Annotated in this window: 20 protein-coding genes and 1 pseudogene; 1 reads left to right on the top strand and 20 read right to left on the bottom strand. The window is 39.7% G+C overall.

From position 1 onward, the window contains the following. Window positions 1-17 precede the first annotated feature (17 nt). The 20 genes and pseudogenes from T498_RS0101265 to T498_RS17205 form a co-directional block, all read right to left on the bottom strand. Window positions 18-1,832: a hypothetical protein gene (locus T498_RS0101265; protein ID WP_028234349.1), complete on the bottom strand. Its 1,815-nt coding sequence runs from the start codon at window positions 1,830-1,832 to the stop codon at window positions 18-20. Window positions 1,833-1,851: 19 nt separating this feature from the next. Further along, window positions 1,852-2,946: a glycosyltransferase gene (locus tag T498_RS0101260; protein ID WP_028234348.1), complete on the bottom strand. Its 1,095-nt coding sequence runs from the start codon at window positions 2,944-2,946 to the stop codon at window positions 1,852-1,854. Window positions 2,947-3,106: 160 nt separating this feature from the next. Further along, window positions 3,107-4,273 (bottom strand): glycosyltransferase family 4 protein, encoded by a 1,167-nt coding sequence (locus T498_RS0101255; RefSeq protein WP_028234347.1) that lies wholly within the window; start codon window positions 4,271-4,273, stop codon window positions 3,107-3,109. Between the two features lie 21 nt (window positions 4,274-4,294). Beyond that, complete coding sequence (locus T498_RS14515) at window positions 4,295-5,677, bottom strand: exopolysaccharide biosynthesis polyprenyl glycosylphosphotransferase (RefSeq protein ID WP_036977594.1); 1,383 nt, start codon at window positions 5,675-5,677, stop codon at window positions 4,295-4,297. Window positions 5,678-5,687: 10 nt separating this feature from the next. After that, window positions 5,688-8,402 carry a GH25 family lysozyme gene (locus T498_RS0101245; RefSeq protein WP_028234346.1) on the bottom strand — a complete coding sequence of 905 codons (2,715 nt, stop codon included), beginning with the start codon at window positions 8,400-8,402 and terminating at the stop codon, window positions 5,688-5,690. A gap of 21 nt (window positions 8,403-8,423) precedes the next feature. Further along, on the bottom strand, window positions 8,424-8,999 hold the full coding sequence (gene rfbC / locus T498_RS0101240) for a dTDP-4-dehydrorhamnose 3,5-epimerase (protein ID WP_028234345.1): 576 nt from the start codon (window positions 8,997-8,999) through the stop codon (window positions 8,424-8,426). 77 nt (window positions 9,000-9,076) lie between these two features. After that, window positions 9,077-9,955, bottom strand: coding sequence for a glucose-1-phosphate thymidylyltransferase RfbA (gene rfbA, locus T498_RS0101235; protein WP_028234344.1), 879 nt, complete (start codon window positions 9,953-9,955; stop codon window positions 9,077-9,079). A 45-nt stretch (window positions 9,956-10,000) separates the two neighbouring features. Next, window positions 10,001-11,119, bottom strand: coding sequence for a UDP-galactopyranose mutase (gene glf, locus T498_RS0101230; protein ID WP_028234343.1), 1,119 nt, complete (start codon window positions 11,117-11,119; stop codon window positions 10,001-10,003). 53 nt (window positions 11,120-11,172) lie between these two features. Further along, window positions 11,173-12,258 carry a dTDP-glucose 4,6-dehydratase gene (rfbB, locus tag T498_RS0101225; protein ID WP_028234342.1) on the bottom strand — a complete coding sequence of 362 codons (1,086 nt, stop codon included), beginning with the start codon at window positions 12,256-12,258 and terminating at the stop codon, window positions 11,173-11,175. A 222-nt stretch (window positions 12,259-12,480) separates the two neighbouring features. Then, window positions 12,481-13,341 (bottom strand): dTDP-4-dehydrorhamnose reductase, encoded by an 861-nt coding sequence (gene rfbD, locus T498_RS0101220; protein ID WP_028234341.1) that lies wholly within the window; start codon window positions 13,339-13,341, stop codon window positions 12,481-12,483. 3 nt (window positions 13,342-13,344) lie between these two features. After that, window positions 13,345-15,033 (bottom strand): 2-isopropylmalate synthase, encoded by a 1,689-nt coding sequence (gene leuA / locus T498_RS0101215; protein ID WP_028234340.1) that lies wholly within the window; start codon window positions 15,031-15,033, stop codon window positions 13,345-13,347. A 220-nt stretch (window positions 15,034-15,253) separates the two neighbouring features. Beyond that, complete coding sequence (locus T498_RS0101210) at window positions 15,254-15,520, bottom strand: HPr family phosphocarrier protein (protein WP_028234339.1); 267 nt, start codon at window positions 15,518-15,520, stop codon at window positions 15,254-15,256. A 111-nt stretch (window positions 15,521-15,631) separates the two neighbouring features. Further along, window positions 15,632-16,981, bottom strand: a complete 1,350-nt coding sequence (gene glmM / locus T498_RS0101205) for a phosphoglucosamine mutase (RefSeq protein ID WP_028234338.1) — start codon at window positions 16,979-16,981, stop codon at window positions 15,632-15,634. Between the two features lies 1 nt (window position 16,982). Continuing rightward, window positions 16,983-18,266: a CdaR family protein gene (locus T498_RS14510; protein ID WP_051524528.1), complete on the bottom strand. Its 1,284-nt coding sequence runs from the start codon at window positions 18,264-18,266 to the stop codon at window positions 16,983-16,985. A 1-nt stretch (window position 18,267) separates the two neighbouring features. After that, window positions 18,268-19,125, bottom strand: a complete 858-nt coding sequence (cdaA, locus tag T498_RS0101195; protein ID WP_242839192.1) for a diadenylate cyclase CdaA — start codon at window positions 19,123-19,125, stop codon at window positions 18,268-18,270. Then, window positions 19,125-20,036 carry a hypothetical protein gene (locus tag T498_RS0101190; protein ID WP_028234336.1) on the bottom strand — a complete coding sequence of 304 codons (912 nt, stop codon included), beginning with the start codon at window positions 20,034-20,036 and terminating at the stop codon, window positions 19,125-19,127. The genes cdaA and T498_RS0101190 overlap by 1 nt, the downstream gene beginning before the upstream one ends. A 10-nt stretch (window positions 20,037-20,046) precedes the next feature. Then, entirely contained in the window at window positions 20,047-20,484 is a 438-nt protein-coding gene (locus tag T498_RS0101185) for a hypothetical protein (protein WP_155950997.1), read from the bottom strand. Between the two features lie 116 nt (window positions 20,485-20,600). Then, window positions 20,601-21,014 carry a flagellar protein gene (locus T498_RS0101180; RefSeq protein ID WP_028234334.1) on the bottom strand — a complete coding sequence of 138 codons (414 nt, stop codon included), beginning with the start codon at window positions 21,012-21,014 and terminating at the stop codon, window positions 20,601-20,603. A gap of 20 nt (window positions 21,015-21,034) precedes the next feature. Next, a complete protein-coding gene (locus tag T498_RS0101175) occupies window positions 21,035-21,541 on the bottom strand; it encodes a ComF family protein (RefSeq protein ID WP_242839195.1) in 507 nt (168 codons plus the stop codon). 27 nt (window positions 21,542-21,568) lie between these two features. Beyond that, a pseudogene (locus tag T498_RS17205) lies at window positions 21,569-21,769 on the bottom strand (double zinc ribbon domain-containing protein); the annotation flags it as partial. Between the two features lie 78 nt (window positions 21,770-21,847). Between T498_RS17205 and T498_RS0101170 the strand changes: the two are divergent. Continuing rightward, complete coding sequence (locus T498_RS0101170) at window positions 21,848-23,236, top strand: ABC transporter substrate binding protein (RefSeq protein WP_028234332.1); 1,389 nt, start codon at window positions 21,848-21,850, stop codon at window positions 23,234-23,236. Window positions 23,237-23,253 lie beyond the last annotated feature (17 nt).

The following is a 23,253-nucleotide window of genomic DNA, read 5'->3' as shown; positions in this document are numbered from 1 at the left end:
TTTTCTAATCTTAAACTTTAGTATGATATATTATTTTCATCTAATTTTTCTTCAAGATATTTTATTAATCCTTCATTATCTTTTAAGTTGTTTTTCATATGATTAATTTCTAGTACACTCTCATCTGTATTAAACCCACCAGTTGTCTCAGTATAACCAATATATGATTCTGTATTTTCAACCAAACAGCCATATGCATACTTCTTATATATAAATGCAAATGCCATTATCGCAAACACACAAATCATTAAGTTCAAATAATTAATATTCAGCTTATTTGTTTTCTTTTCTACGAGCATTGAACAAGTTGCATTTAAGAATAATTCATATCCCATCACTGCACATGGTAATAATAAGGCTACATATGTCACTGAATACTGTGTTTTCGCTTCCCAAATTAGGTGAAACAGAAAACCACCACAAAATGTTAAAAAGAAAAATGAATTATCAATAAAATCTCCTTTTGGAGCAAGCAAAAGCCAGAGAATAGCTCCAAAATATATTAAAACTTGAACACGATCTAGAATTGAAGCCCAGGACAAATACCCATCCATACTCATAAGACTTTCAAACCATTGAGGAAGTAGCGCCCTATGATATCTTATTTGATTTATCCAAAATCCTTCAAATGTTGGTTCAGACCACATTGAAGCAATCTTTTTTGAAAAGAAATTTACAGCATGTCCTTTATTATCTTTAAATTCTGTTAGTCTTTCTTCAATCTCTTTTTTGGCTATCTTTGTATGTTTATCAGTATTATAGCCACTCGCTTCATAGGATTGATTATTGTAACCATTCCACCATCCTGGAGCAAACTTACTTTCCTGCAATCCCATAGCCATGTATGCATAGCTACTTTCACCTTGATTCAGTTTATAACCTGTTTGCTGTTCTATAATCCATACAGGAAGTTTAGCTGTACCTATAACAAATAGAATCATACAAGCAGCAATAATCATTTTTTTCCAATAATACTCTTTATCTGAAAACAGTTTTACCAAGACAAAAATAACAATTGCAATCAAGAAAATCAATGCATTACTCTTTATCATCATTGCTAGAGATATATTTAAAGAAGCTATTAATATATCTTGCCATTTATATCTCTCAATATACTTCTGTACTCTATTGAAGGCTACCAATGCTAACGCAACATGCCATATAGTGCCATATACAAATGAAGTATACATAGTCATCGGTAAAAATAATCCGCATGTAATCAAAGTAAAAACCTGGACTAATCTACTTGCCTTGCATGTTTCAAGAACATCGATTATTTTCTTATACAAAAGTGTTAATCCTGCTGCATTGAGCAATTGAAGAACAACTATATTGTAATTGCCAATCACCTTTGCAAGATAATACTCAATCAAAGTAAGTCCAATTTGATTGGTACATTTATTCAAATATCCTCCAGGTTCTAGCATGTCATATTCTTTGATAGAAAGCTTATGTGCACAGTTTATTATGTCCAACTGATCTGAACCGGGTATATACTGCGAGAACAACACCCATGCACAGCTCATTGCAAATATCACTAACAGCAGTGTTTTTTTTATTTTGTCAAAATTATTATCATTCTCTATATATTTTTCAATCTTATTGAAAAACGAAAACTTCTTTGCTATAAAAAGCATTAATAAAAACAAAAGTATTACAAAGATATTTTTTAATATACTATCTTCACAAAAGAAAGTAATCTCATTACTATCTACTGTTTTATAGCATGTTGATATAGTACAAATAAATAAAATAACACTAAGCGCTATTATACTAACTGAAGAAACAGCAATTCTATAAATGTTTTGTATAATATTATTAACCTTATTCATCAAGTTCCTCAAATTCTATTTAATTTTTGGTAGAGGCATCGTAAGCATCTTCATAGATCTTCAATACTTCTTCCATATATTCATCGAAATTATTTATATCCTTAGCACGCTTTCGTGCGCCTTCAGATTTCATTCTGTAGATTTCTTCATTTTCAAGAAGCTCATTTATGTTTCTCACAAAAGCTTCTCTATCAATAGGCTTTTTATCTGTTCCACAGATTTTGCCACAATCATCGTTTACATTTAGAACTAGACCGCCCACTTTGCTGGCAAGTACTGGCTTACCAAAGGCCATAGCCTCTGCCACAGCCATACCAAAGCCCTCAAATTTTGAAGGAGCAACTAGTATCTTTGTATAATTCATGTAGATATAAGGATTATGCTGCAGGCCAGCCATTTTGATATTATCGCCAAGTCCTAGCTTGCCGATAAGCTCAAGGCATTCGCTTCCCAAATCACCACCGCCTACCATGACAGCTTTTATATCTGGATGGGTCTTTTTCACCTCGTTGACAATACGAACAAATTCATAAGGATTTTTATTGTCAGTCAGATATCCCACAAAAAGCAAATCAGACTTATAGCCTTCAAGCTTTTCTTTTGACATTTCTTTGCCTGGCAAATATCCTTTTTCGAAAATGCGCACAGCATTAAATGGAGTGCCAAGCACTACTGTCTTGCCTTCCATCTTATCTCTAAACCAAGCCTTTTCTTCGACCTTCTTTACAGGGATGATGATTTTGGCAAAGTTTTTGCAAGCGCCACCATAGATAACTGACTTAGGGCCAATCTTTTGAACCCATTTTGGGAAAGAATACAAATGGCTGATAATTGGAATTGTATCAGTGACTTTCGTACACATAAGGCTGCAATCATATTCATAGGCATGGATGATGTCAGGTTGAACCTCCTCAATGGCTCTTTTTATTGCAGCCTCATCTACCTTTTCCACGCCAATGTACTCAACATCCTGCTCTAACAGCTTTGTCTCGATTGAGCCAGTGGCTGTGAGATAAACGCTATGAATCTTTTCAGGCATAGCCTTAATAATGTTGATAGCAACATTTTCCATACCACTGTATGTACTCGACTTAGAAATATGCAATATTGTCATACAAATCTCCTAAATCCGCATCATGTTACAATCACAAGCATTATGTTTATTCACTCGGCTTAGAACGCCTCGCTCATAAGCATAATAGCTTGTTATTTACATGATGCTCATCTAAAATTTATAGTTACTCGCTGACAATAACCTTGCTTTGTCCGCAAAATTACACTTTCGTATACAATTCTCTCATTACGCTATTTACGTGGTCTTTATCGAATGATTTCATGGTTTCGATGTTGTGGGCTCCCATAGCTGCGCGAGCTTCTTTGGATGTGCACAGCATGTGGTTAATAGCTGATACCAATGTGCCCGAATCCTTTGAGTCGAAGAGATAACCACCTACGCCATCTTCGATTAAGTCTGTGTTGCCTCGGATTTCACTACAAACTACTGGAAGGCCAACGCTCATCGCTTCCATCAGTGCCACAGGAAGGCCTTCCTGGTGAGATGGAAATACGTAAATATCGCTAGCAGCAAATACATCTGCCACATCAGACCTAAATCCCAACATCTTTACATTATCTGTAAGGCCAAGTTCCTTGATTTTGCTCTCCAGCTCTGCTTGAATCTTACCTCGGCCGGCAATCAGATATTTGATTTTGCTGATATCTTCCGACTGCTTCATTTGCTGAAGTGCCTCAAGTACTTCCATGTGATTCTTTCGTGGTATCAATTCCCCAACAGAAAGAAGCACTGTGGTATCGTCTGATATTCCAAGCTCTTGTCGAACTCGTTCTCTTCCACCTTCGCTTGCCACAAACTTATGGGTGTCAACACCAGCGCCTGGTACATATACAGCCTTTTTCGCTTTGAACTTTTTAGCTCTTTTATAATCTTCCTTGTTGATAGTTATCAACAAGTCGGTGAATTTGCTGCACCACTTTTCCACATTGTAGAACACTAACCAGTTCTTAAGTGGAGCACCTTTGAAGAAATGAAAACCATGGGCTGCATATATCACTTTTGTGCCATACAGCTTTCTGGCTTTCCTACAGGCCAACCTACAAATGACTCCGCCTATAGGGGACTGTGTATGAACAATTTCATACTTATTGCTCTCCACCTCAGACTTAAGCTGCTTATAGGCTTTGCTTAGCTCGCCTATATTAAAAATCTTACGCAAGCTTGCAGTCTCGATTACTCTACACCCCAGGTCATCAAGAATCTTTCTACGGCCCTTCATAGCCTCTGGACTCAGGGCGCTGTCATCATCTTGCCAGCAGCATGCCGCATCCACCGTATAACCTAAATCCTGCAAAATCTTAATATTATCTATATTAAATTGTGTCAACATATACGCAGTATGCGCATGCATTAGAGCTTTCTTCATCTCGTAGTCTTTCTCGCTCCTTTACTTATGTACGTTGGCGTTTGTGGCGCCTTCGGCGACACCTTCAGTTGCGTCTTTTGTGAAGATGACGCGCAATGTCATAAGAATGAGCTGTATGTCTAATAGTACACTGCATTTTTCGCAGTAAATCATGTCTAGCTTGAGTTTGTCATAGGATGTGGTGTTGTATTTACCGTAGACTTGTGCGTAGCCTGTAAGGCCAGCTTTAACGTGTGTACGGAATGCAAACTCTGGTACATCCTTGATGTATTCCTGAATGATTTCTGGACGCTCAGGACGAGGCCCAACAACAGACATTTCGCCTTTTAGAATATTAAAGAACTGAGGAAGCTCATCAATTCTAGTGGCTCTAATAAAATGTCCAATTGGAGTGATTCTGTCATCATTTTCGCTGGCAAGGCGAGCCTTTCCATCCTTTTCAGCATCAGTAATCATGGAACGGAACTTCATAATCTTGTATTCTTTTCCACCGATTGTGCAGCGCACCTGTTTATAAAATACCGGGCCACCGTCATATTTGTGGATAAGTATAGCTGTCACCAGCATGATTGGTGATGAAAGAATGATTCCAACACCTGAAATCAGAATATCACCTAATCTCTTGATAGCAGCTGATATGCCATCCATTCCTACATTTTTGCAAAGGTAAAGAGGAGTATCAAAAAGATTAACTTCCTCTGAGCCTTTAATCAAAATATCCGAAATCTTCGGTGTAAAATATACACGCTTATCTGTTGCAAAACAGGCCTTAACAATGTCATTTCTAATCTCCGATGGAACATCATTGATTAACACGGCATCGTAATTTTCAAGCTCTCTTGTAATCTTCTCAAGAGGCTCTCTGCAACTCATTTCACCTGTGATACGATACTTATCAGCTCTTCTGTTCATCTTGAGAACCAAATCATTTTCGTATTCACCGTAAATATTCAAAATTGTAAATGGTGGGAATACCGCTCTATATATCTTTGTGCTAACGTATGTGACAACAAGCACTGCCACAGCTTGCGCTAGTGTGAGCACAATTACATAAGCAAGTGTCATCCACATCAATGCCCTAATACGGGTCATTAAAAGCAAGATGATAAACTCTAACACATTTACAAGCCCCATGGCTATGGCCTGAGACATTGTAAGTATTGATATACGTCCACTTCCAATGCCAAATCCCTTAAACGTATTAATCATCAGCACTGTAAGTACCACGTACAAGCCTATCATCAAATAGTTACCTACGCTCAAGAAACGCTGCATCATCAGCATCTGAAAACGCATGTACCACATAACGCCAAAGAGCGTGGCTAGTACTGCTACTAAAACCACGCTACTTACAAAGCGGAATAATCTCTTTTTAGTTTCTATGTTTGATACGTTGTTTGTCATATTACTCCTGTTAGAAGGCCCTATTCATATCTACATGACCTTTAATTCCTGGTATAGAACCCTTGCTAGAATACTGCCACATATTCTTTCTTCCTGAATATGTACATGAAGTATTGTACTGAGCAATCCATACACTACATGAGCCTGGAATTGCTCCAGCATTCATTCTTGCTGTCATCCAGTTCTTACTGCAGTATAAACCTGCCTTATAGCCTGATGACTGTACTGTAGATACAAACGCATTTACGATAGCCATTCTCTGGTCTACTGAAAGTTTGCTCTGACCTCTAACTGTATCCTCCATATCTAGATAAATTGGATATGAACATCCTCCTGCCTTCTGTGCCATTGCTACAGCCATAGAAGCTTCCTGCACTGCCTCGGCTTCATTCAATGCTGTTGAGTAAATGTAAACACCAACGTTTACACCTGCTCCCTTGGCACCAGACATATTTTTATAGAAGTATGGATCCTCGTGTAATTGTCCATCGTACATACCACGATAACCACAACGGATAATTGCAAAGTTGACAGCTGATTTAGCAGCCTTCCAATCGATTGAACCCTGGTACTTAGATACATCGATACCATTGCCCTTAACTACAAGAACTCCGTCAGCACCAAAGTCGTACTGAACACCTTGAATTACCTGTGTTCCTGTAACCTTGTTTCCGTTTTTATCGAAGAAATATGTATTACCATCTATTGTCTGCCATCCAAAGTAATTGTATGTAGCATCCTTGTAATAGTATTTTTTACCCTTTTCGTAGTTGGCAGCTGTAGCTTCTGTCTTACCTTCTGGATCAAGATAAAGCTGATTGCCCTTTGAATCCTTAAGCTTTTCTGTAGAAGCTGTACCAAATCCTGATACTGTGTAAGTAACACTCAATGTGTTATCTGTCACGCCATCAGAGAATTTTGCTGTACCAGTAAGCTTATAATCACCGTCTTTTGTAACTTTATAAGTGCCCTTGCCACCGCTCATTGAAACATCAGTGCCATTTACCTTTACACCACTTACATTTGATGAAGCAGAAATTGTAAATGTACCACCTGAATATGACATATCAAGTGTTGCTGTTTCAGTTGTCTTTGTCTCAGTAGCATTCTTCTTGTACTTGAAGGTGATATTTATATCCTTTGTGACTGTGCCGCTTAAAGCATCACCACTTGCTGAAACATATGTGTATCCAGTAATTGCATCAGCAGCGTAAGAATATGACTCGCCTTCTTTTTTAGTCTGCACGAAAGCATTCTTTATAGATTTATTAGCTTCATCTACATAATTAATTGTAGCCTTGAATTCTTTTTTAGCTGGCTCTGGAGCAGGTGCTGGCTTCTCCTCCGGCTTAGTCTCAGGCTTTGTTTCAGGCTTTGTTTCAGGTTTTGTCTCAGGCTGAGTCTCTGGCTTTGTTTCTGGCTTGGTCTCAGGCTGAGTCTCTGGTTTTGTCTCTGGTTGAGTTTCAGGCTGAGTCTCCGGCTTTGTTTCTGGCTTAGTCTCACCTGATTCACTTGAGCCACCCTCGGTCGTACCTTCAGTGTTTTCTTTATCTTTATCTTTGTTCTCGTCAGTAGCTGTATTGCCATCTGTTGAGCCATTAGAAGTATCTGTTACAGTAGCTACCTTACGAACCTTGCTAGCTAAGAAATTAGTTGCATACATGTTATTTGCTACAGCAACAGGTCCTTTAGCCTTTACATAGCCCTTAGCTGTTTTGATAACATCATGTGTAGTCTTTGTAATACCACCTTCTTTTACTGTAGCTTTACCGCCTGCAGCATTAGCTGTGGCTGAAGCCTTTGGTGCTACAACATCTGTAGTCTCCTTAAATGTACCGCCACCCGTCTCATCTTTACGAGAATCAATATACTCAACTGTATCTGTAAGCTTATTCTCAACAGGAACTGCCTCTTTCTTCTGTCCATCCTCTGAGGCAACATCCTTCTTAATCTGCTTAGTGATTTCCTTCTGAACCTTGAACTCCACTTTATCTTTTACGTTTGCAGCGATAGTGTATGTAGTTGGCTCATAGTTTACCTCTGCATCAACATCATTCACAAGACAAAGTACATAATCGCCAGGTTCCATTTCTTTCTCAGTGATGACACCATCTTCATCATCATCTGTATAAACCTTTCCCTCAACATCATTAAGGGCCAGGTTATAAGACTGAATAGCTGTCTCTTTATCCAAATACAAAAGATAAAGAGGATCTGAGCTGATGTCCCCCTGCTGTGTCTCCACAACATTGCCTTCTTCGTCAGTAACTGTAACATCGATATTACGCTCCTGAAGAAGATCACTGATAGACTGACCTTCTGTAGCATATTCTGCCAACTGGCCATCTATATCTTTGATTGCATCAACATATGATTGAATTTGCTCTGCATTTTCTGGAGTTAAAAGCTTAACCTGAAAAGGTACACCCTCAATCGGATTTTCTTCTTCATCTGAAATGTAGATTGTCAAATCCTTCTCAAGTGATTCACTTGTAATCACTACATTTTTGATTTCTGGTATGTAAACATCTTCTTTCTCGACAGGTGCCGCCTCTGCAACTTGCTCTTCCACAACCTGAACTTCCTCAGGCTTTGCGTTTGCTACATTGTAGATGCTATAGCCACCCACACCAACTGCAGTTGCGCCTACAGCTCCAGCTACAGCAAGACTTACAGTCCTGTGTGCGCCAAGAAATAACTTTACACCTTCCCATACTCCACTCATATCATTTCTCCCATACAATACTTAAATATTGTGCTCCTTACAATAATCCTTGAAAGAGCCGTTAACCTTATCCTTATCAGATAAAATCAGATCTGCCTCTGTCATTCCCTCTGGAATAGGCCACTGAACCCCGATATCAGGGTCGTTATACATAAGTCCGCCCTCATCATTTGGATGATAGAAATCAGTAACCTTATAGCAGAACTCTGCAAAATCACTAACAACTAAGAATCCATGAGCGAATCCCTTAGGAATCATAAACTGCTTTTTATTCTCTGCTGAAAGAAGAATTCCATAGTGCTGACCAAAAGTCTTAGAAACTTCTCTCAAATCCACTGCTACGTCATAAACCTCACCAGAGATAACTCTTACAAGCTTATCCTGTGAGTACTGCTTCTGAAAATGAAGACCACGAAGTACGCCCTTCTTTGAAGCAGACTGATTATCCTGCACAAACACATAATCAAGGCCTTCTGCCTTCATATCATTCTCATTATATGTCTCTACAAAATATCCTCTGTCATCACCAAAAACCTTTGGAGTGATAACACATAGGCCCTCGATACCGCCTACATTTTTTTCAACTGTTATTGCCATTGTAATTTTACTTCCTTATTTTTTTACACCTCATCAGTCACCTTCGGTGACAGCTTCCCCTTTCTAGGGGAAGCCTTTTATAAGCCGTTTGCTACGTCTACGAGATATTTGCCGTAGTCTGTTTTCATGAGAGGCTCAGCGAGCTTAAGAAGCTGCTCCTTGTCTATGAAGCCACGCTTGTATGCGATTTCCTCGATGCAAGATACGTACATACCCTGGCGCTTTTGGAATGTGCTTACGAATTCTGCAGCTGCAAGAAGCATGTCGTGGTTTCCTGTATCAAGCCATGCGAATCCACGGCCAAGTGTCTCAACGTGAAGATTTCCACGGTTTAAGTACTCGTTATTTACTGCTGTGATTTCAAGCTCACCACGAGCTGATGGCTTGATTGTCTTTGCAATTTCTACAACAGAATTGTCATAGAAGTAAAGACCTGGAACAGCGTAATTACTCTTTGGCTTTTCTGGCTTCTCTTCGATTGAAATAGCCACGCCGTTTTCATCAAACTCAACTACGCCATACTCTCTTGGGTCACGAACATAGTAACCAAAGATTGTTGCACCTGGCTCATTTTCTGTACGGTTAGCTGCTGAAAGAAGTACTTTCGAGAATGACTGACCATAGAAAATATTGTCGCCAAGTACAAGTGCTACTGCATCGTTTCCGATGAAATCTGCACCTATAATAAATGCCTCAGCAAGTCCGTTAGGAGCTTCCTGAACTGCATACTGAATGTCCATACCAAGCTGCTTACCATCACCGAGAAGCTCCTCAAATACTGGAAGATCTCTTGGTGTAGAGATAATCAAAACCTCGCGGATACCAGCAAGCATAAGTGTAGAAAGCGGATAATAAATCATTGGTTTATCATAGATAGGCATAATCTGCTTACTAATAGCCTTTGTAAGTGGATACAATCTTGTTCCAGAACCACCTGCTAAAATAATTCCCTTCATATTTTCCTCCTAAATACGCAATTGTTACGCCTACAATTGCTAACTTTACAATTCAACCTCTACGCAGGCCAACGCGGCTGCTACGACCTTGTCCATATCGTAGTATTTGTACTGGCCGAGGCGGCCTCCGAAGATTACGTTGTCTTCTTTTGATGCCTTTTCTGCATATTTTTCATATACTGCATTGTTCTTGTCGTTATTTACTGGGTAATAAGGCTCAACACCCGGCTTCCACTCTGATGAGTATTCCTTTGAAATGATTGTTGTTGGCTGCTTGCCAAATTCAAAGTGTTTGTGCTCAATGATTCGAGTGTAAGGCACATCCGCTGCTGTATAATTTACAACTGCATTGCCCTGATAGTTTTCTTCGTTAAGCTTTTCTGTTTCAAAACGAACTGAACGATATTCAAGTGGTCCGAAGCAGCTATCATAGTATTCATCAATCTGACCTGTAAATAAAAGCTTATCCCAAGAAACTTCACTGCCATCAACAAGCTTTCCTGACTCAGCCAGCTTAAAGTAATCCTGCTCAAGTACAACATCTGCTCCCTCAAGCATCTTCTCAACTATCTGTGTGTATCCGCCAATTGGAATCCCCTGGAATCTATCGTTGAAGTAGTTGTTATCGTAAGTAAATCTAAGTGGTAATCTCTTTATAATGAAAGCTGGAAGCTCGTCGCAAGGACGTCCCCACTGCTTCTGTGTATAGCCCTTAATGAGCTTTTCATATACATCAGTTCCTACAAGAGAAAGTGCCTGCTCTTCAAGATTCTTAGGCTCAGTAATGTTGAGTTCCTTAATCTGCTCGGCAATCTTTGCCTTAGCTTCTGCTGGAGTCTTGATACCCCACATCTTCGAAAATGTATTCATGTTGAATGGAAGATTGTAAAGCTCGTCTCCATAAACAGCAACTGGTGAATTGATGTAGTTATTGAACTCAGCGAACTGATTCATGTACTCCCAAATCTTCTTGTCGCTTGTGTGGAAGATATGAGCACCATATACATGTACATTGATGCCATCTTCTTCCTTTGTGTAAATATTTCCAGCAATGTGGTTGCGCTTGTCAATCACAAGAACTGATTTGCCGCGCTTCATAGCCTCGTAGGTAAATACCGCGCCGAAAAGACCGGAACCTACCACTAAGTAATCGTAATTCTTCAAGTTAACACCTCATCCGCCCCTACGGGGCACCTTCCCCTCAAGGGGAAGGCTTTTTATTTATCTTTGTACATATCGTTGTAGTATTTCTGATAGTCGCCAGATGTTACATTCTTCATCCAATCCTCGTGCTCGAAGAACCACTTGATTGTCTTCTTAATTCCTTCTTCGAAGCATGTTTCTGGATACCAGCCTACTGCTTCCTTAATCTTATCTGGAGCGATTGCGTAACGACGGTCATGTCCCTTACGGTCTGTTACGTACTTGATAAGGTTCTCAGATACGAGCTCCTTACGTGGGTCGCCCTCTGGAAGCATCTCCTGAAGTGTATCAAGGATGATGTGGATGATCTGGATGTTCTGCTTTTCATTATGTCCACCGATGTTGTATGTCTCGAAAAGCTTGCCCTGCTCCTGAACCATATCGATTCCCTTAGCATGATCTTCTACGAATAACCAGTCACGTACGTTCTTACCATCACCGTATACAGGAAGGTCCTTGCCCTGAAGTGCATTGTTGATGATAAGTGGGATAAGCTTCTCAGGGAACTGGTAAGGGCCATAGTTATTAGAGCAGTTTGTAATGTTTGCTGGGAACTTATATGTATCCATGTAAGCCTTTACAAGCATGTCTGATGAAGCCTTTGAAGCTGAGTATGGTGAATGTGGATCGTATGGGCTTGTCTCATAGAAGAAAGCGTTATCATCATCTGGAAGTGATCCATAAACTTCGTCAGTAGAAACGTGAAGGAACTTCTTACCTTCCTTGAATGTGCCATCCTCAAGCTCCCAAGCTTCCTTTGCACAGTTAAGCATTACAGCTGTACCAAGTACATTTGTCTGTACGAAAACTTCTGGGTTCTTGATTGAACGGTCTACGTGTGACTCTGCAGCAAAATGAACAACTCTATCAATATCGTTCTCTGCAAAAATCTTGCGGATAGCTTCCTTATCGCAGATATCAGCCTTAACGAATGTGTAGTTATCGCGATTCTCAACATCCTTGAGGTTCTCAAGGTTACCCGCGTATGTAAGCTTATCTACGTTGATGATGCGAATCTCGTTATCATACTTCTTAAACATGTAATGAATGTAGTTACTTCCGATGAAGCCTGCTCCACCTGTTACTAAATATGTTCTCATTTTTAATCCTTTCTCGGATTTTCATTTAAGTTTTTTCTCGGATGTTACGCTCTCAAGCCTGTCCAAACTCCGCTCGACAGCACGTCTCGCTTGAGCTTTGGCCAGAGCTTTATAGCTACATCCTATTTATAATATATGATGAAAATCCTATTCAAAATCTTAATCAGTTTTATTTATAATAATTGTTCATTCGAACAACGATTAACGTTTTGCGATATGCCTTTACGCCAAATATTCGCGGAGTGCGTCGTGCCAGTCGGCCATGCGGTAGTCGCTTGTGAGGCGAAGCATGTAGTTATCCAAAATGCTGTAGTGCGGTCTATCGGCACTGGCAGGATTCATGCGCTTGTATTCATCGCTAGTGACATGGTTGACCTTTGCATTGATGCCCTTAAGCTTGAAGATTTCTTCTGTGAAATCTGCCCAGTTGGTATCGCCTTCGCATGTGCCATGGAAGATTCCATAGTTTTCTGTAGGCTCAAGATGATGGATGAGTCTAGCAAGCTCTGCAGCTGATGTAGGTGAACCAAGCTGGTCGCAAACAACTGAAAGTTCATCATGTGTCTCTGCTAATGAAAGCATCGTCTTGACGAAATTCTTGCCATCGCCATAAAGCCATGCTGTACGAACGATGAACCATTTCTCGGCAAACTGCTGAACAAATTTCTCGCCTTCGTACTTTGTCTTGCCGTATGCACTGATTGGCGCTGGCTGGTCAAACTCTGTGATTGGCTTTGATGCATTGCCAGGGAAAACATAATCTGTACTGACATGCACAAGCTTTGCTCCAACCTTTGTAGCGGCAATTGCAAGGTTTCTAGGGCCAAGTGCATTAAGCTTGTATGCAAAATCCCAATCCTTCTCGCAACCATCTACATTTGTAGCGGCAGCACAATTGATGATTACATCTGGCTTTTTCTCTTCAACGAATGAAAGAACCTCATTCAAATCCATAATGTTGAGAGGTGAAATCTTTTCTCCCTCTACTACATCTGTAAGGATAAACTCTACTTCATCCTTGTACTCTTCCTGTATTGCACGACCAAGCTGACCGTTACAACCAGTCACTAAAATCTTTCTCATTTCTTATACATAGTCCTTTGCTATTTTGATAAGACGATTGTATGCGCTGAACATACCACGGATAGAAGCACGTGTGATGTTTGAACTTACGCCTACACCAAATGTGGTATTGCCGTGTCTCTCGTCTCTCATTTCTATATAAGCAGCAGCCTTTGCACCTGAGCCCTGTGATTGAGCAAGTGTATGCTCAGTATAGTCGATAAGTGTAAAGTCTAACTCTGGTACGCACTGCTTAATTGCAAGCTTAACAGCATCGATAGGTCCGTTACCTTCAGCCTCTGAGTGGAATTTCTCACCATTGTAGCTGAAGTCAAGAACTGCAACTGTATCGTCTGTTTCCTTGTCATCCTTAATAACCACATACTCAAGTGTAAGTGGCTCTTTATTCTCAAGATACTGAGACTTGAATGCTTCCATAATGCGCTGTGGTGTAACTTCGCCACCCTGCTTTTCAGAAATTCGCTGAACAACATCAGCGAATTCACGCTGCATCTTCTTTGGAAGCTTGTAGCCATATACTGTGTCCATAACAAAGGCAACTCCGCCCTTGCCAGACTGGCTGTTGATACGAACCACTGGCTCGTACTTACGTCCGATATCTGCAGGATCGATTGGAAGATATGGAACCTCCCAGTACATGTTGTTGCGATCCTTCATTGCACGAACGCCCTTATTTATAGCATCCTGGTGTGAACCAGAGAATGCAGTAAACACAAGCTCACCAGCATAAGGGTGTCTTGCGTCTGTTGGCATTTTAGTAACTCTTTCGCATACTTCAACGATTTCTTTGATGTCGTCAAGATTAAGCTCTGGGTTTACGCCCTGTGAAAACATATTGTATGCGATTGTAAGAATATCTACATTACCTGTGCGCTCACCATTACCAAGAAGTGTTCCCTCTACTCTGTCTGCTCCAGCAAGAAGACCAAGCTCTGTAATAGCAACGCCTGTACCTCTATCATTATGTGGGTGAATTGAAAGGATGATGTTTTCTCTATCTTTAAAGTGTGTACTCATCCACTCAATCTGATCCGCATATACGTTAGGTGTGTTCATCTCTACTGTTGCAGGTAAGTTAAAAATAATCGGAGCATCTGTTGCATGATCCCATGTATCCTGAACTGCTGTACAGATATCAAGAGCAAATTCTACTTCAGTACCAGTAAATGATTCTGGAGAATATTCAAGCTGAAGATTGCCATCATATCTATCAAGTCTATCTTTAACCATCTGAGTACCTGCTTTAGCAATCTTGATGATTTCATCTTTATCTGCATTGAACACAACATCACGCTGTAATGTAGATGTCGAGTTGTAAATATGGAAAATAACATTTGGGATTCCCTGAATAGCCTCAAATGTACGATCTATAAGCTCTTCACGACACTGTGAAAGCACCTGAACCTTAACATCTGAAGGAATCTTATTTTCCTTAACAAGTTTTCTTAAAAAATCATATTCAATTTGGCTTGCTGCGGGAAAGCCAATCTCTATCTCTTTAAATCCAAGTTTTAGTAGGAGGTCGAATAGTTCCATTTTCTCGTCAACATTCATTGGTTCGACGAGAGCCTGATTGCCGTCACGTAGATCAACTGAACACCATAGTGGAGCTTTTGTGATCTGTTTTTCTGGCCATGTACGCTCAGGAAACTTTAACACTGGGTTCGCTTTGTAACGCTTGTAGTTTAACATTATTCTTCCTCCTTATTCTGCGTCTAGCTTGCTCATTCAAGTCTGTGGCTCGGCTGTTACGCTCTCAAGCCTGTCCAAACTCCGCTCGACAACACGTCTCGCTTGAGCTTTGGCCAGAGCTTTATAGCTACAGCCTACTGTTAATCATTCTTAAGCAAGCTTTTTTTAGTATATGTATATAAATCTAATGATTTAACTACACGATTTTTTTATACGAATTTTATTCGCCTAAGCCTCCTTCGATGGATGCTACGAGGTCTGATAGCGCTGCCTCTTCGTCATCACCATCACAGCTTAGTTCTATTTCCTCTCCAGACTTCACACAAGCGCCCAGAACACTGAGCACTGATTTGGCATTTGCCTCATAGTGATTGTCTGTAGTAAATGTAACCTTACTATTGTATTTCATAGCTGTCTCGCACAATACTCCCGCTGGTCTTAAGTGCAAGCCAGTAGCATTTACTATCTTAACTTTTTTAGAAACCATATCAAAAATCCTAGTTTATGACAAATTCTACATTAACAATCATTATGGCTCTTTCAGTCACTAGATGTTCCTTACAGAGCATAATAGATTGTTAATTGAATTTGATTATATTTATAACATTGTTTTAGTAATAAGCTCTGCTAAAGCTTTTGCGTCGGCATCGATTTCTGCCTGATTCTTACCCTCGATCATAACACGTACAAGTGGTTCTGTACCTGATGGGCGGATGAGAACTCTTCCTTCGCCGGCAAATTTCTGCTCGAGCTTTTCGATAGCCTGTGCTATCTCAGGATATTCCATATAGCTCTCTTTCTTGTGGTTTGGAACCTTTGCATTTACAAGAGCCTGTGGAAGTACCTCCATAATAGATGCAAGTGATGACAATGACTCGCCTGTCTCTACCATTACGCGAAGTAGGTGAAGAGCTGATAACAAACCATCACCTGTTGTATTATCGTCAAGGAAAATGACATGTCCACTCTGCTCGCCGCCGATGTTGTAGCCATTAGCAAGCATGTTTTCTAATACATATCTATCTCCAACCTTTGTTGATTCAACGTTGATTCCCTGCTCCTTAGCCATAAGTGTGAAGCCAAGGTTTGTCATAACTGTAACAACGCATGTGTTCTTCTTAAGTGTGCCCTTGTCCTTCATGTGCTTTGAACAGATGGCCATAACCTGGTCACCATCAACAAGATGTCCCTTTTCATCAACTGCAAGCATTCTATCTGCATCACCATCGAAAGCAAGACCAACTGCTGCGTTTTCAGCAACAACTCTAGCCTTAAGCTCATCCATGTGTGTAGAACCGCAGTTACTATTGATGTTTGTTCCATCAGGGTTGTTGTGAATTGTGATTAATTCAGCACCCATTTCTGAAAGACATGCTACAGATGTTCTGTAAGATGCACCCTCTGCGCAGTCAATAACAATCTTTAATCCTGATAAATCCATTGGTACTGTCTGCTTTAAGAAATCAACATACTCTCTACCAAGATCAAATCTATAATCAATTTTTCCGATTTCAGCGCCTGTTGGAAGGTTAACTCCCTTCATATCACTTTCGATAAGCGCCTGGATTTCATCCTCCAATGCATCTGAAAGCTTGAAGCCTTCGCCATTGAAGAACTTGATTCCGTTGAACTCCATTGGGTTGTGGCTGGCAGAAATAACAACTCCTGCATCAACCTTGTGCTTACGTGTAAGGTAAGCGATTGCTGGTGTTGGTAACACTCCAACATAAACTGCATTAGCACCAACTGAGCAGATACCACTCATAAGTGCAGATGCAAGCATTGTGCCAGAAATTCTAGTATCACAACCTACGATGATTGTAGGCTGATGTGAAGCCTCTTTAGTCAAAACATATGCGCCTGCCTGACCAAGTGACTTTGCAAGCTCAATAGTAAGTTCTGAGCCAGCAACTCCTCTGACTCCATCTGTTCCAAATAATCTTCCCATGTTACTCCTCTTTTTCCTTTGATGATGAGTCTGAACTCTCTGATTTTTCAGTAGCGACAACATCAACTGTCACCGATGTGTTTTGGATGGTGAGTCCTTCTGTATTTTCAAACTGTACCACAGCGCTTTGTCCTTCACCGACTGTCAAACTTGAACAATCAATAGTTCCTTTGATTTTGCTTGTATCAAGATTTGATAAAGCAGACTCAGTGCCAAATACATTAACTGTAAGGCTCTTTGTGGTAACTGCAACTGCAATTCCTTCAGGAATATTGGTAAGTTCTATATTGTCAGCGGATATATCCGCAGTGGAAGCTGTCTGTCCAGACATAAGTACGTAAATAGTAACCTTTGAGCTCGAGCCCTCTGTTAGAGTGACATTAGCAGGTATGTACGAACTTATATCGACTGTTGTGGTAAATGATCCTGTCAGATCAGATAAGTTGATAACTGAATCTGGAATAGTGATGCTAGTAACATCATTTAAGGCGCTAGCCTCTCCAATTATCATTACTGATGAAGGGTCTGTCTTTATTGAATCAAGTGAAAGACCATCAGGCAATGTGCCACTTGTCTTTACAACGATATCTACTGTTTTAGTGTTGGCAAACACTACACTAACTCCAACGGTTGAAACCGAAAGAGTAAGCTCCTTTGAATCTACCTCATCACCAGATGCATTGTAGAACTTAGGAATAACGCTCTCTGTAAAATTGTTAGTTACACCTGTAATATTTGCAGTAGCTGTAACTGTTTCGATTGTAGATACAACTTCTTCAGGACCTGTTACTGTGATTACAGTAGGACTACAAGTAACAGAATCTACTGCAAGGCCGGCTTCAAGAGTACCTGTTGTCTGGGCATTGATAACAAAACGCTGTGTCTGCTCATCCTCAAGCTCTACATACAGATAATTCTGTCTGCTGGAAATAGTGATGTAGTTAGCATATGTTTTAGCGCTAATAGTTACAGGAATGCGCTCTTCATTTTCCAAATTGTTCATATCTGCAACTGCAGAAAAATCTGATGGAGAAAGCTTTTCTATAATAGAACGCTTTGCTGTCACTCTGAAGCTTACAGTGTTAACTCCATCTTTTATCTCATATAGCTTTCCTGCTGATTTAAGAACATCCTCATTGGTAACAGTTACAACCGATGTGAAGGTCCTAGTCTGGGTTGGGTCATCGATGTTGACAACCACAAGCCATAACAAGAAAGCAAAGACAAATGCTAGTATTTTTAATCCGACGTCCTTTGTGAGGGCATTAATTATCTTCTGCTTCATGCTAACCCTCCTTCTCCGCCGCGTTTTGCTCTTCCTTGTCAGGATTCTGAATCTTCTTGAGCTCAGCAATAAGCTCATCTTCTTTTACATCCCTGACAATCTTGCCTTCGCGAGCATATGAAACAGTACCTGTCTCCTCGGAAACGACGATTGTAAGGGAATCAGAAACCTCACTAATACCAACCGCAGCTCTATGTCTAGTACCTAAATCCTTTGACAAAGCCATGTTATCTGACAAAGGTAAATAGCATGTAGCAGAAACAACTCTGTCGCCACGAACTATAACCGCTCCATCATGAAGTGGTGTGTTCTTTTCAAAAATATTTATAAGAAGCTGTCTTGTTACGAGAGCATCAAGATTAATACCTGTTCTCTCGAATTCAGTCAGCTGCATGTCGTTTTCAACTACGATTAACGCACCAGTCTTTACAGCCCCCATCTCGTAGCAGGCTGTAACCATACCTGTGATGGTAGAATCATCAAATTTCTTGGCACCAGTCTTGAGAAGATTCCATGTGAAGATAGATGTAATCTTACGTCTCCCGATTTGTTCGAGGGCTCTTCTGAGCTCTGGCTGGAATACGACGATGAGCACAGTGACCGCAACCGAAACTAGCTTTTCGCCTAACCAAAGGATTGTGTTCATCTGGAAGATGGCTGCAAGCACAAAAAACAGCATGATAATCAGGACACCTCTAATAAGCATCCAAACCCTGCTGTTTTTCACCCAAACTAATAGATGATACATAAAGTATGCAATTATGACAATTTCAATAATATCTGTAATGGATACATCTGGAATATTTACATTGAAATAATCATCGATGAAGGCATCTACAGCATTGACAAAATCAACCACTATATCTTCTTAACCTCTTTCTCTTCTTCTACAATTCTAATCTTAGGAACAGCAGTTACATAATAGTAGTAATCATCATCCTCAAACTGAACCTTTTCTATTCTGGAATAATCCAAATCAAGAATGAAGTAATTAAGAATAATTCCAACGATAATAACAAAAATATTTCCAAGTACAAGCCCTGGAATTTCCGCCTTTTGGCTAGTAAGTGAATAGCCAGCAAGCATGATTATAAATTCAACTCCAACGCCAACAAGGTTAGCAACAATCCAAGACATATTGATATTGGACTGACGGAGCATATAAACAACTAAAAACATAGCAGCCATTGCCACCAGGAAGAAGTAAAACATCTTACTTCTAAGAAGCTGCTCGTTAAGTAAAGTGATAACAGAAACATCTGATGTCTCATCAACGATTGCCGCTGCATTATCCTTTACAATATGAAGATAATAAGCAGTAACACTACCGCAAAGTACCGCGCAAATCTCATTAATATTTGATAGCAAACCTGAGCCAAGGGCCATTACATATGGCGCATTAAATGAATAGCACATAGGTACCATCGCTACATTATAAGTGTTTTTGCTTCTAAAATATGCACAAACAAGGTAAGACACTATCACAAGTGCCAATCCAACTAATGCTGTCTGAGCGCCAAGCTCCAGCAAATCAATAAGCAAAACTATTGTCAATACAATGGAAACTCCCTGAATTGGGAAAAATGCACAAACAAGTGCTATTAAAACAGAAATCCACCACTTACTGATAGTTTCGTTGTATCCAAAATTAACCTTGATGCACATCAAACCTATAAATGCAACAAGAGCACTCCATATCTTCAAGAAAAGCATTTCTCGGGAGAGAATATACCTTCTAATATCATCTCTGAATCTAATAAATGCGTTCATTATTTTCCCTCTAGTCTATGTCTTCTATATTTCTAGCAAGAAGCGGCCTGGTTTCTCTGGCTTCGTCTTCGTACATAAGATTAAGCTTGGAATATTTGTTAGCAAGCTCCTTAATAAGCCTCTTGCCTTTTCGGTATTGCTTGGCAGCGCGACGTCTGGTGTTGTGCACATGAATAATGATATAAAGGGCGTATGCCAAAAGGCCTGCCAATATCATAAGTAGAATGTACATAGTAGTGATGTTTTCCAAAACATTACCGGCAATATACAAAACAATACCTATATATATAACTGCAAAGAACAATGTACCTGTGAGGAAACCTCCCCAGCCATGAAGCGCAACATATTCCTTTTTCGAATAGCGCAGCATAGGCTGATATTCAGGTCCAAGCTCCTTTTCGAATATAGCCATAGACGTCATATGTCTGACGCGATCTTCGTTAATCAAAGCTTTTCTCCTTTATAGGAACAAATTTATTCAGAATGAGTATATCACAAAATGTCAATAAAAAGAAATACCTACAAGCTTTTGCTTGTAGGTATTGATATTTGTGCAATATATTTTTATTTCTCCAAGAAACGCATCTTGTTTTTGTTCTCTTTTTTTGCTGGCTTTGGAGGCTCTGGAGCCTTTGGCTTTTCAATAGATTTTGATAAAGCGTTAGCCATAGTATTCTTGCAGTTCTCACAGAATCTTCCTGTTCTAATTGTAGCGCCGCAGTTTTCACATTCGATTCCAATATCAGAATCCTCTGTAAACTGCAATCTTTCCTCACGTATCCACTGGCGAATCTGATTAGTTGTAACTTCATTTTTATCAGCAATTTCCTGTATAGACGCTCTTGGATTTTCCCTAATAAACTCTTTTACGTTCTGAAACTTTTTTTCATTTTCTTCTCTACAAGCCGGACATATATTTATGCCACCGCCCATGTAATTGAATAATCTTCCACAACTTCTACAATTACGAACATCCATAGGTAATACCTCCTGTTAAGCTACTGCATTTCGCCTATGCAGACACATAGCCCATAAACTTCATCTACTCCCCCTGCTTTTAGCACTTTAGCAACCTCATCGATTGTTGTTCCAGTTGTATAAATATCATCAACTATAAGCACTTTTCTAAATTGTACAACATTTTCTTCTAATATAAAAGCTTTTAACAAATTTTTCTTTCTTTTTACACGATTTAACTGTTTCATAGCAGTTGTATTTACATCTCGTCTGACAATTTTATCCATAGTTGGAATCCTGGTAAGTTCACTCAGTGCTCTTGCAAATACTTCAGCCTGATTATAACCACGCTTTCTTTTCTTCTTTTCATACATGGGCACTGGAATAATCGCTTCTATATTTTTCGCTTTCATCCATGGGCCATATTGCTTTACTGCAAACTTTGCATAGCACCTTGCATAATTCCTTCTATTAGCATATTTAAAGCGATACATGGAGTTTTTCATGTTGCCTGTATATCTAAACACAGCCTTTGATTGATCAAACACGTGGGCTCCATCTTTACAGTTAATACAATACACCTGGGACTTATCCCTCATAGGGACGCCGCATTTCATACAATAATCTGAGCCAATGAGCTTTACACTCTTACTGCATTTCTTGCAAATACCCACTTCTTTTTCTAATTTTGATAAAACTTTATCGCATACAACACATCGTTTTGGGTACAATAACCCTAGGCAAAAGCCTATAATACCCTTTATAATATGATTCATCGAATTTCTCACCTATTTTATTGACTAATTCGGGATTTGAAACTATCATTTAATAACTGATGTTTCGAAAGGAAAGATATGAAAAATAAAATTTTAAGCACATTACTTGCTTTAACATTGGGATTTTCACTTGTCGCTTGTGGCAGCAAGTCAGACTCAAAGCCTGAAAACGAAAAAACAGAAGAATCCGAATCGGATTCATATCAATATAATATATCAGCACTTTTATCAGAAGACAACACTTACGATCAAATTCTTTTACAGGGTTTTACTGATGCGTTGTCAGATTATATCGGAGAGGAGCACTTCACCATCACTACCAGCTCTGTTTCAAAGGACGCTTCAAGTGAAGACATTGCAAACGCTGCAATCGCTTCATCACCTGATATGATTTTTACAACTGGCAAGCCTACTTTACAGGCAGCCACTGATAACACTGATACTATTCCAATCATCGCCACAGGCATTATTGATTTTAAGGGAACGTTGCACATACCTAGTCTTAATGGTAAGTCTTGGGACAAGACCACAGGCACTAATGTCACTGGTATCAGCAGTAAGCCAAGCATCGTAGATCAGGTTTCTCTTATGATAGAAGCTACAGATAATCTCGAGACTGTCGGTATCCTGTTTTCACCAGAAGACACAGATGCCATCTATCAAAATGAAATCTTCGAAGCTTATCTGGATCAGGCAGGTATCCCTTGGAAGGAATATCTAATCCCTGCAACCAACACTACTATTAAAGGTTCAGAAGGGCATTCTTCAATAGCACTTAGCCCTAGTAAGTTTGTTGCTTTCTCTGCAAAGGAAGGCATGGACAACAGTGTAGAGCCTCTTGGAGATGATACAATTTTAGGATTGAATTCACCTTCATCTACTCGAGTAGCTCTCGTATCTGAGTTCTGGACTGGAGGCAAGACTAAACCTAAAACAGACGATGATGAATCAGACACTGATACGAAATCAAATGATGAGGAGGATTCTGCCTCTTCAGAAGAAACTGACACAGAAGAAAAGATTGATGTATCTGAAGAATACGATTCAGACACTACTATAGAAGAAAGAATCGCAGATGTTTGCGATGAATGTTCTGTTATTTATGTTCCATTTGGAAGCATGCTCACAGATCAGATGGATTCCATTGGCAAGGTAGCCGAAGAGTCCGATGTTGTAATTGTAGCTGGCGATACTCAGATTGGTGAGAACGCATTAGTAACTCTTTTCTCTGACCCATATTCACTTGGATATGACGCCGGAAAGAAAGCTGTTCGAGTATTCAATGGAGACGATATTTCCACAATCAAGGTGGGATACGGAGATTCAGACGATTCTATAAAGCTTTATAATGGAGAGATTGCTAAGGAATTTGGCATTGAATTTCCTAAATCATTTAGTGAATTTAATGAATTCTTAAGTTCATACAAATACGGAAGCAATACAGCAAGATATTCACTAGCTGAATAATAATACCCCGATTAGTC

The organism is Pseudobutyrivibrio sp. MD2005, from assembly GCF_000621865.1.
In the GTDB taxonomy this organism is placed as follows: domain Bacteria; phylum Bacillota; class Clostridia; order Lachnospirales; family Lachnospiraceae; genus Pseudobutyrivibrio.
Note: the sequence above shows the minus strand (reverse complement) of the source record. Positions and strands in the feature narration are given on the sequence as shown.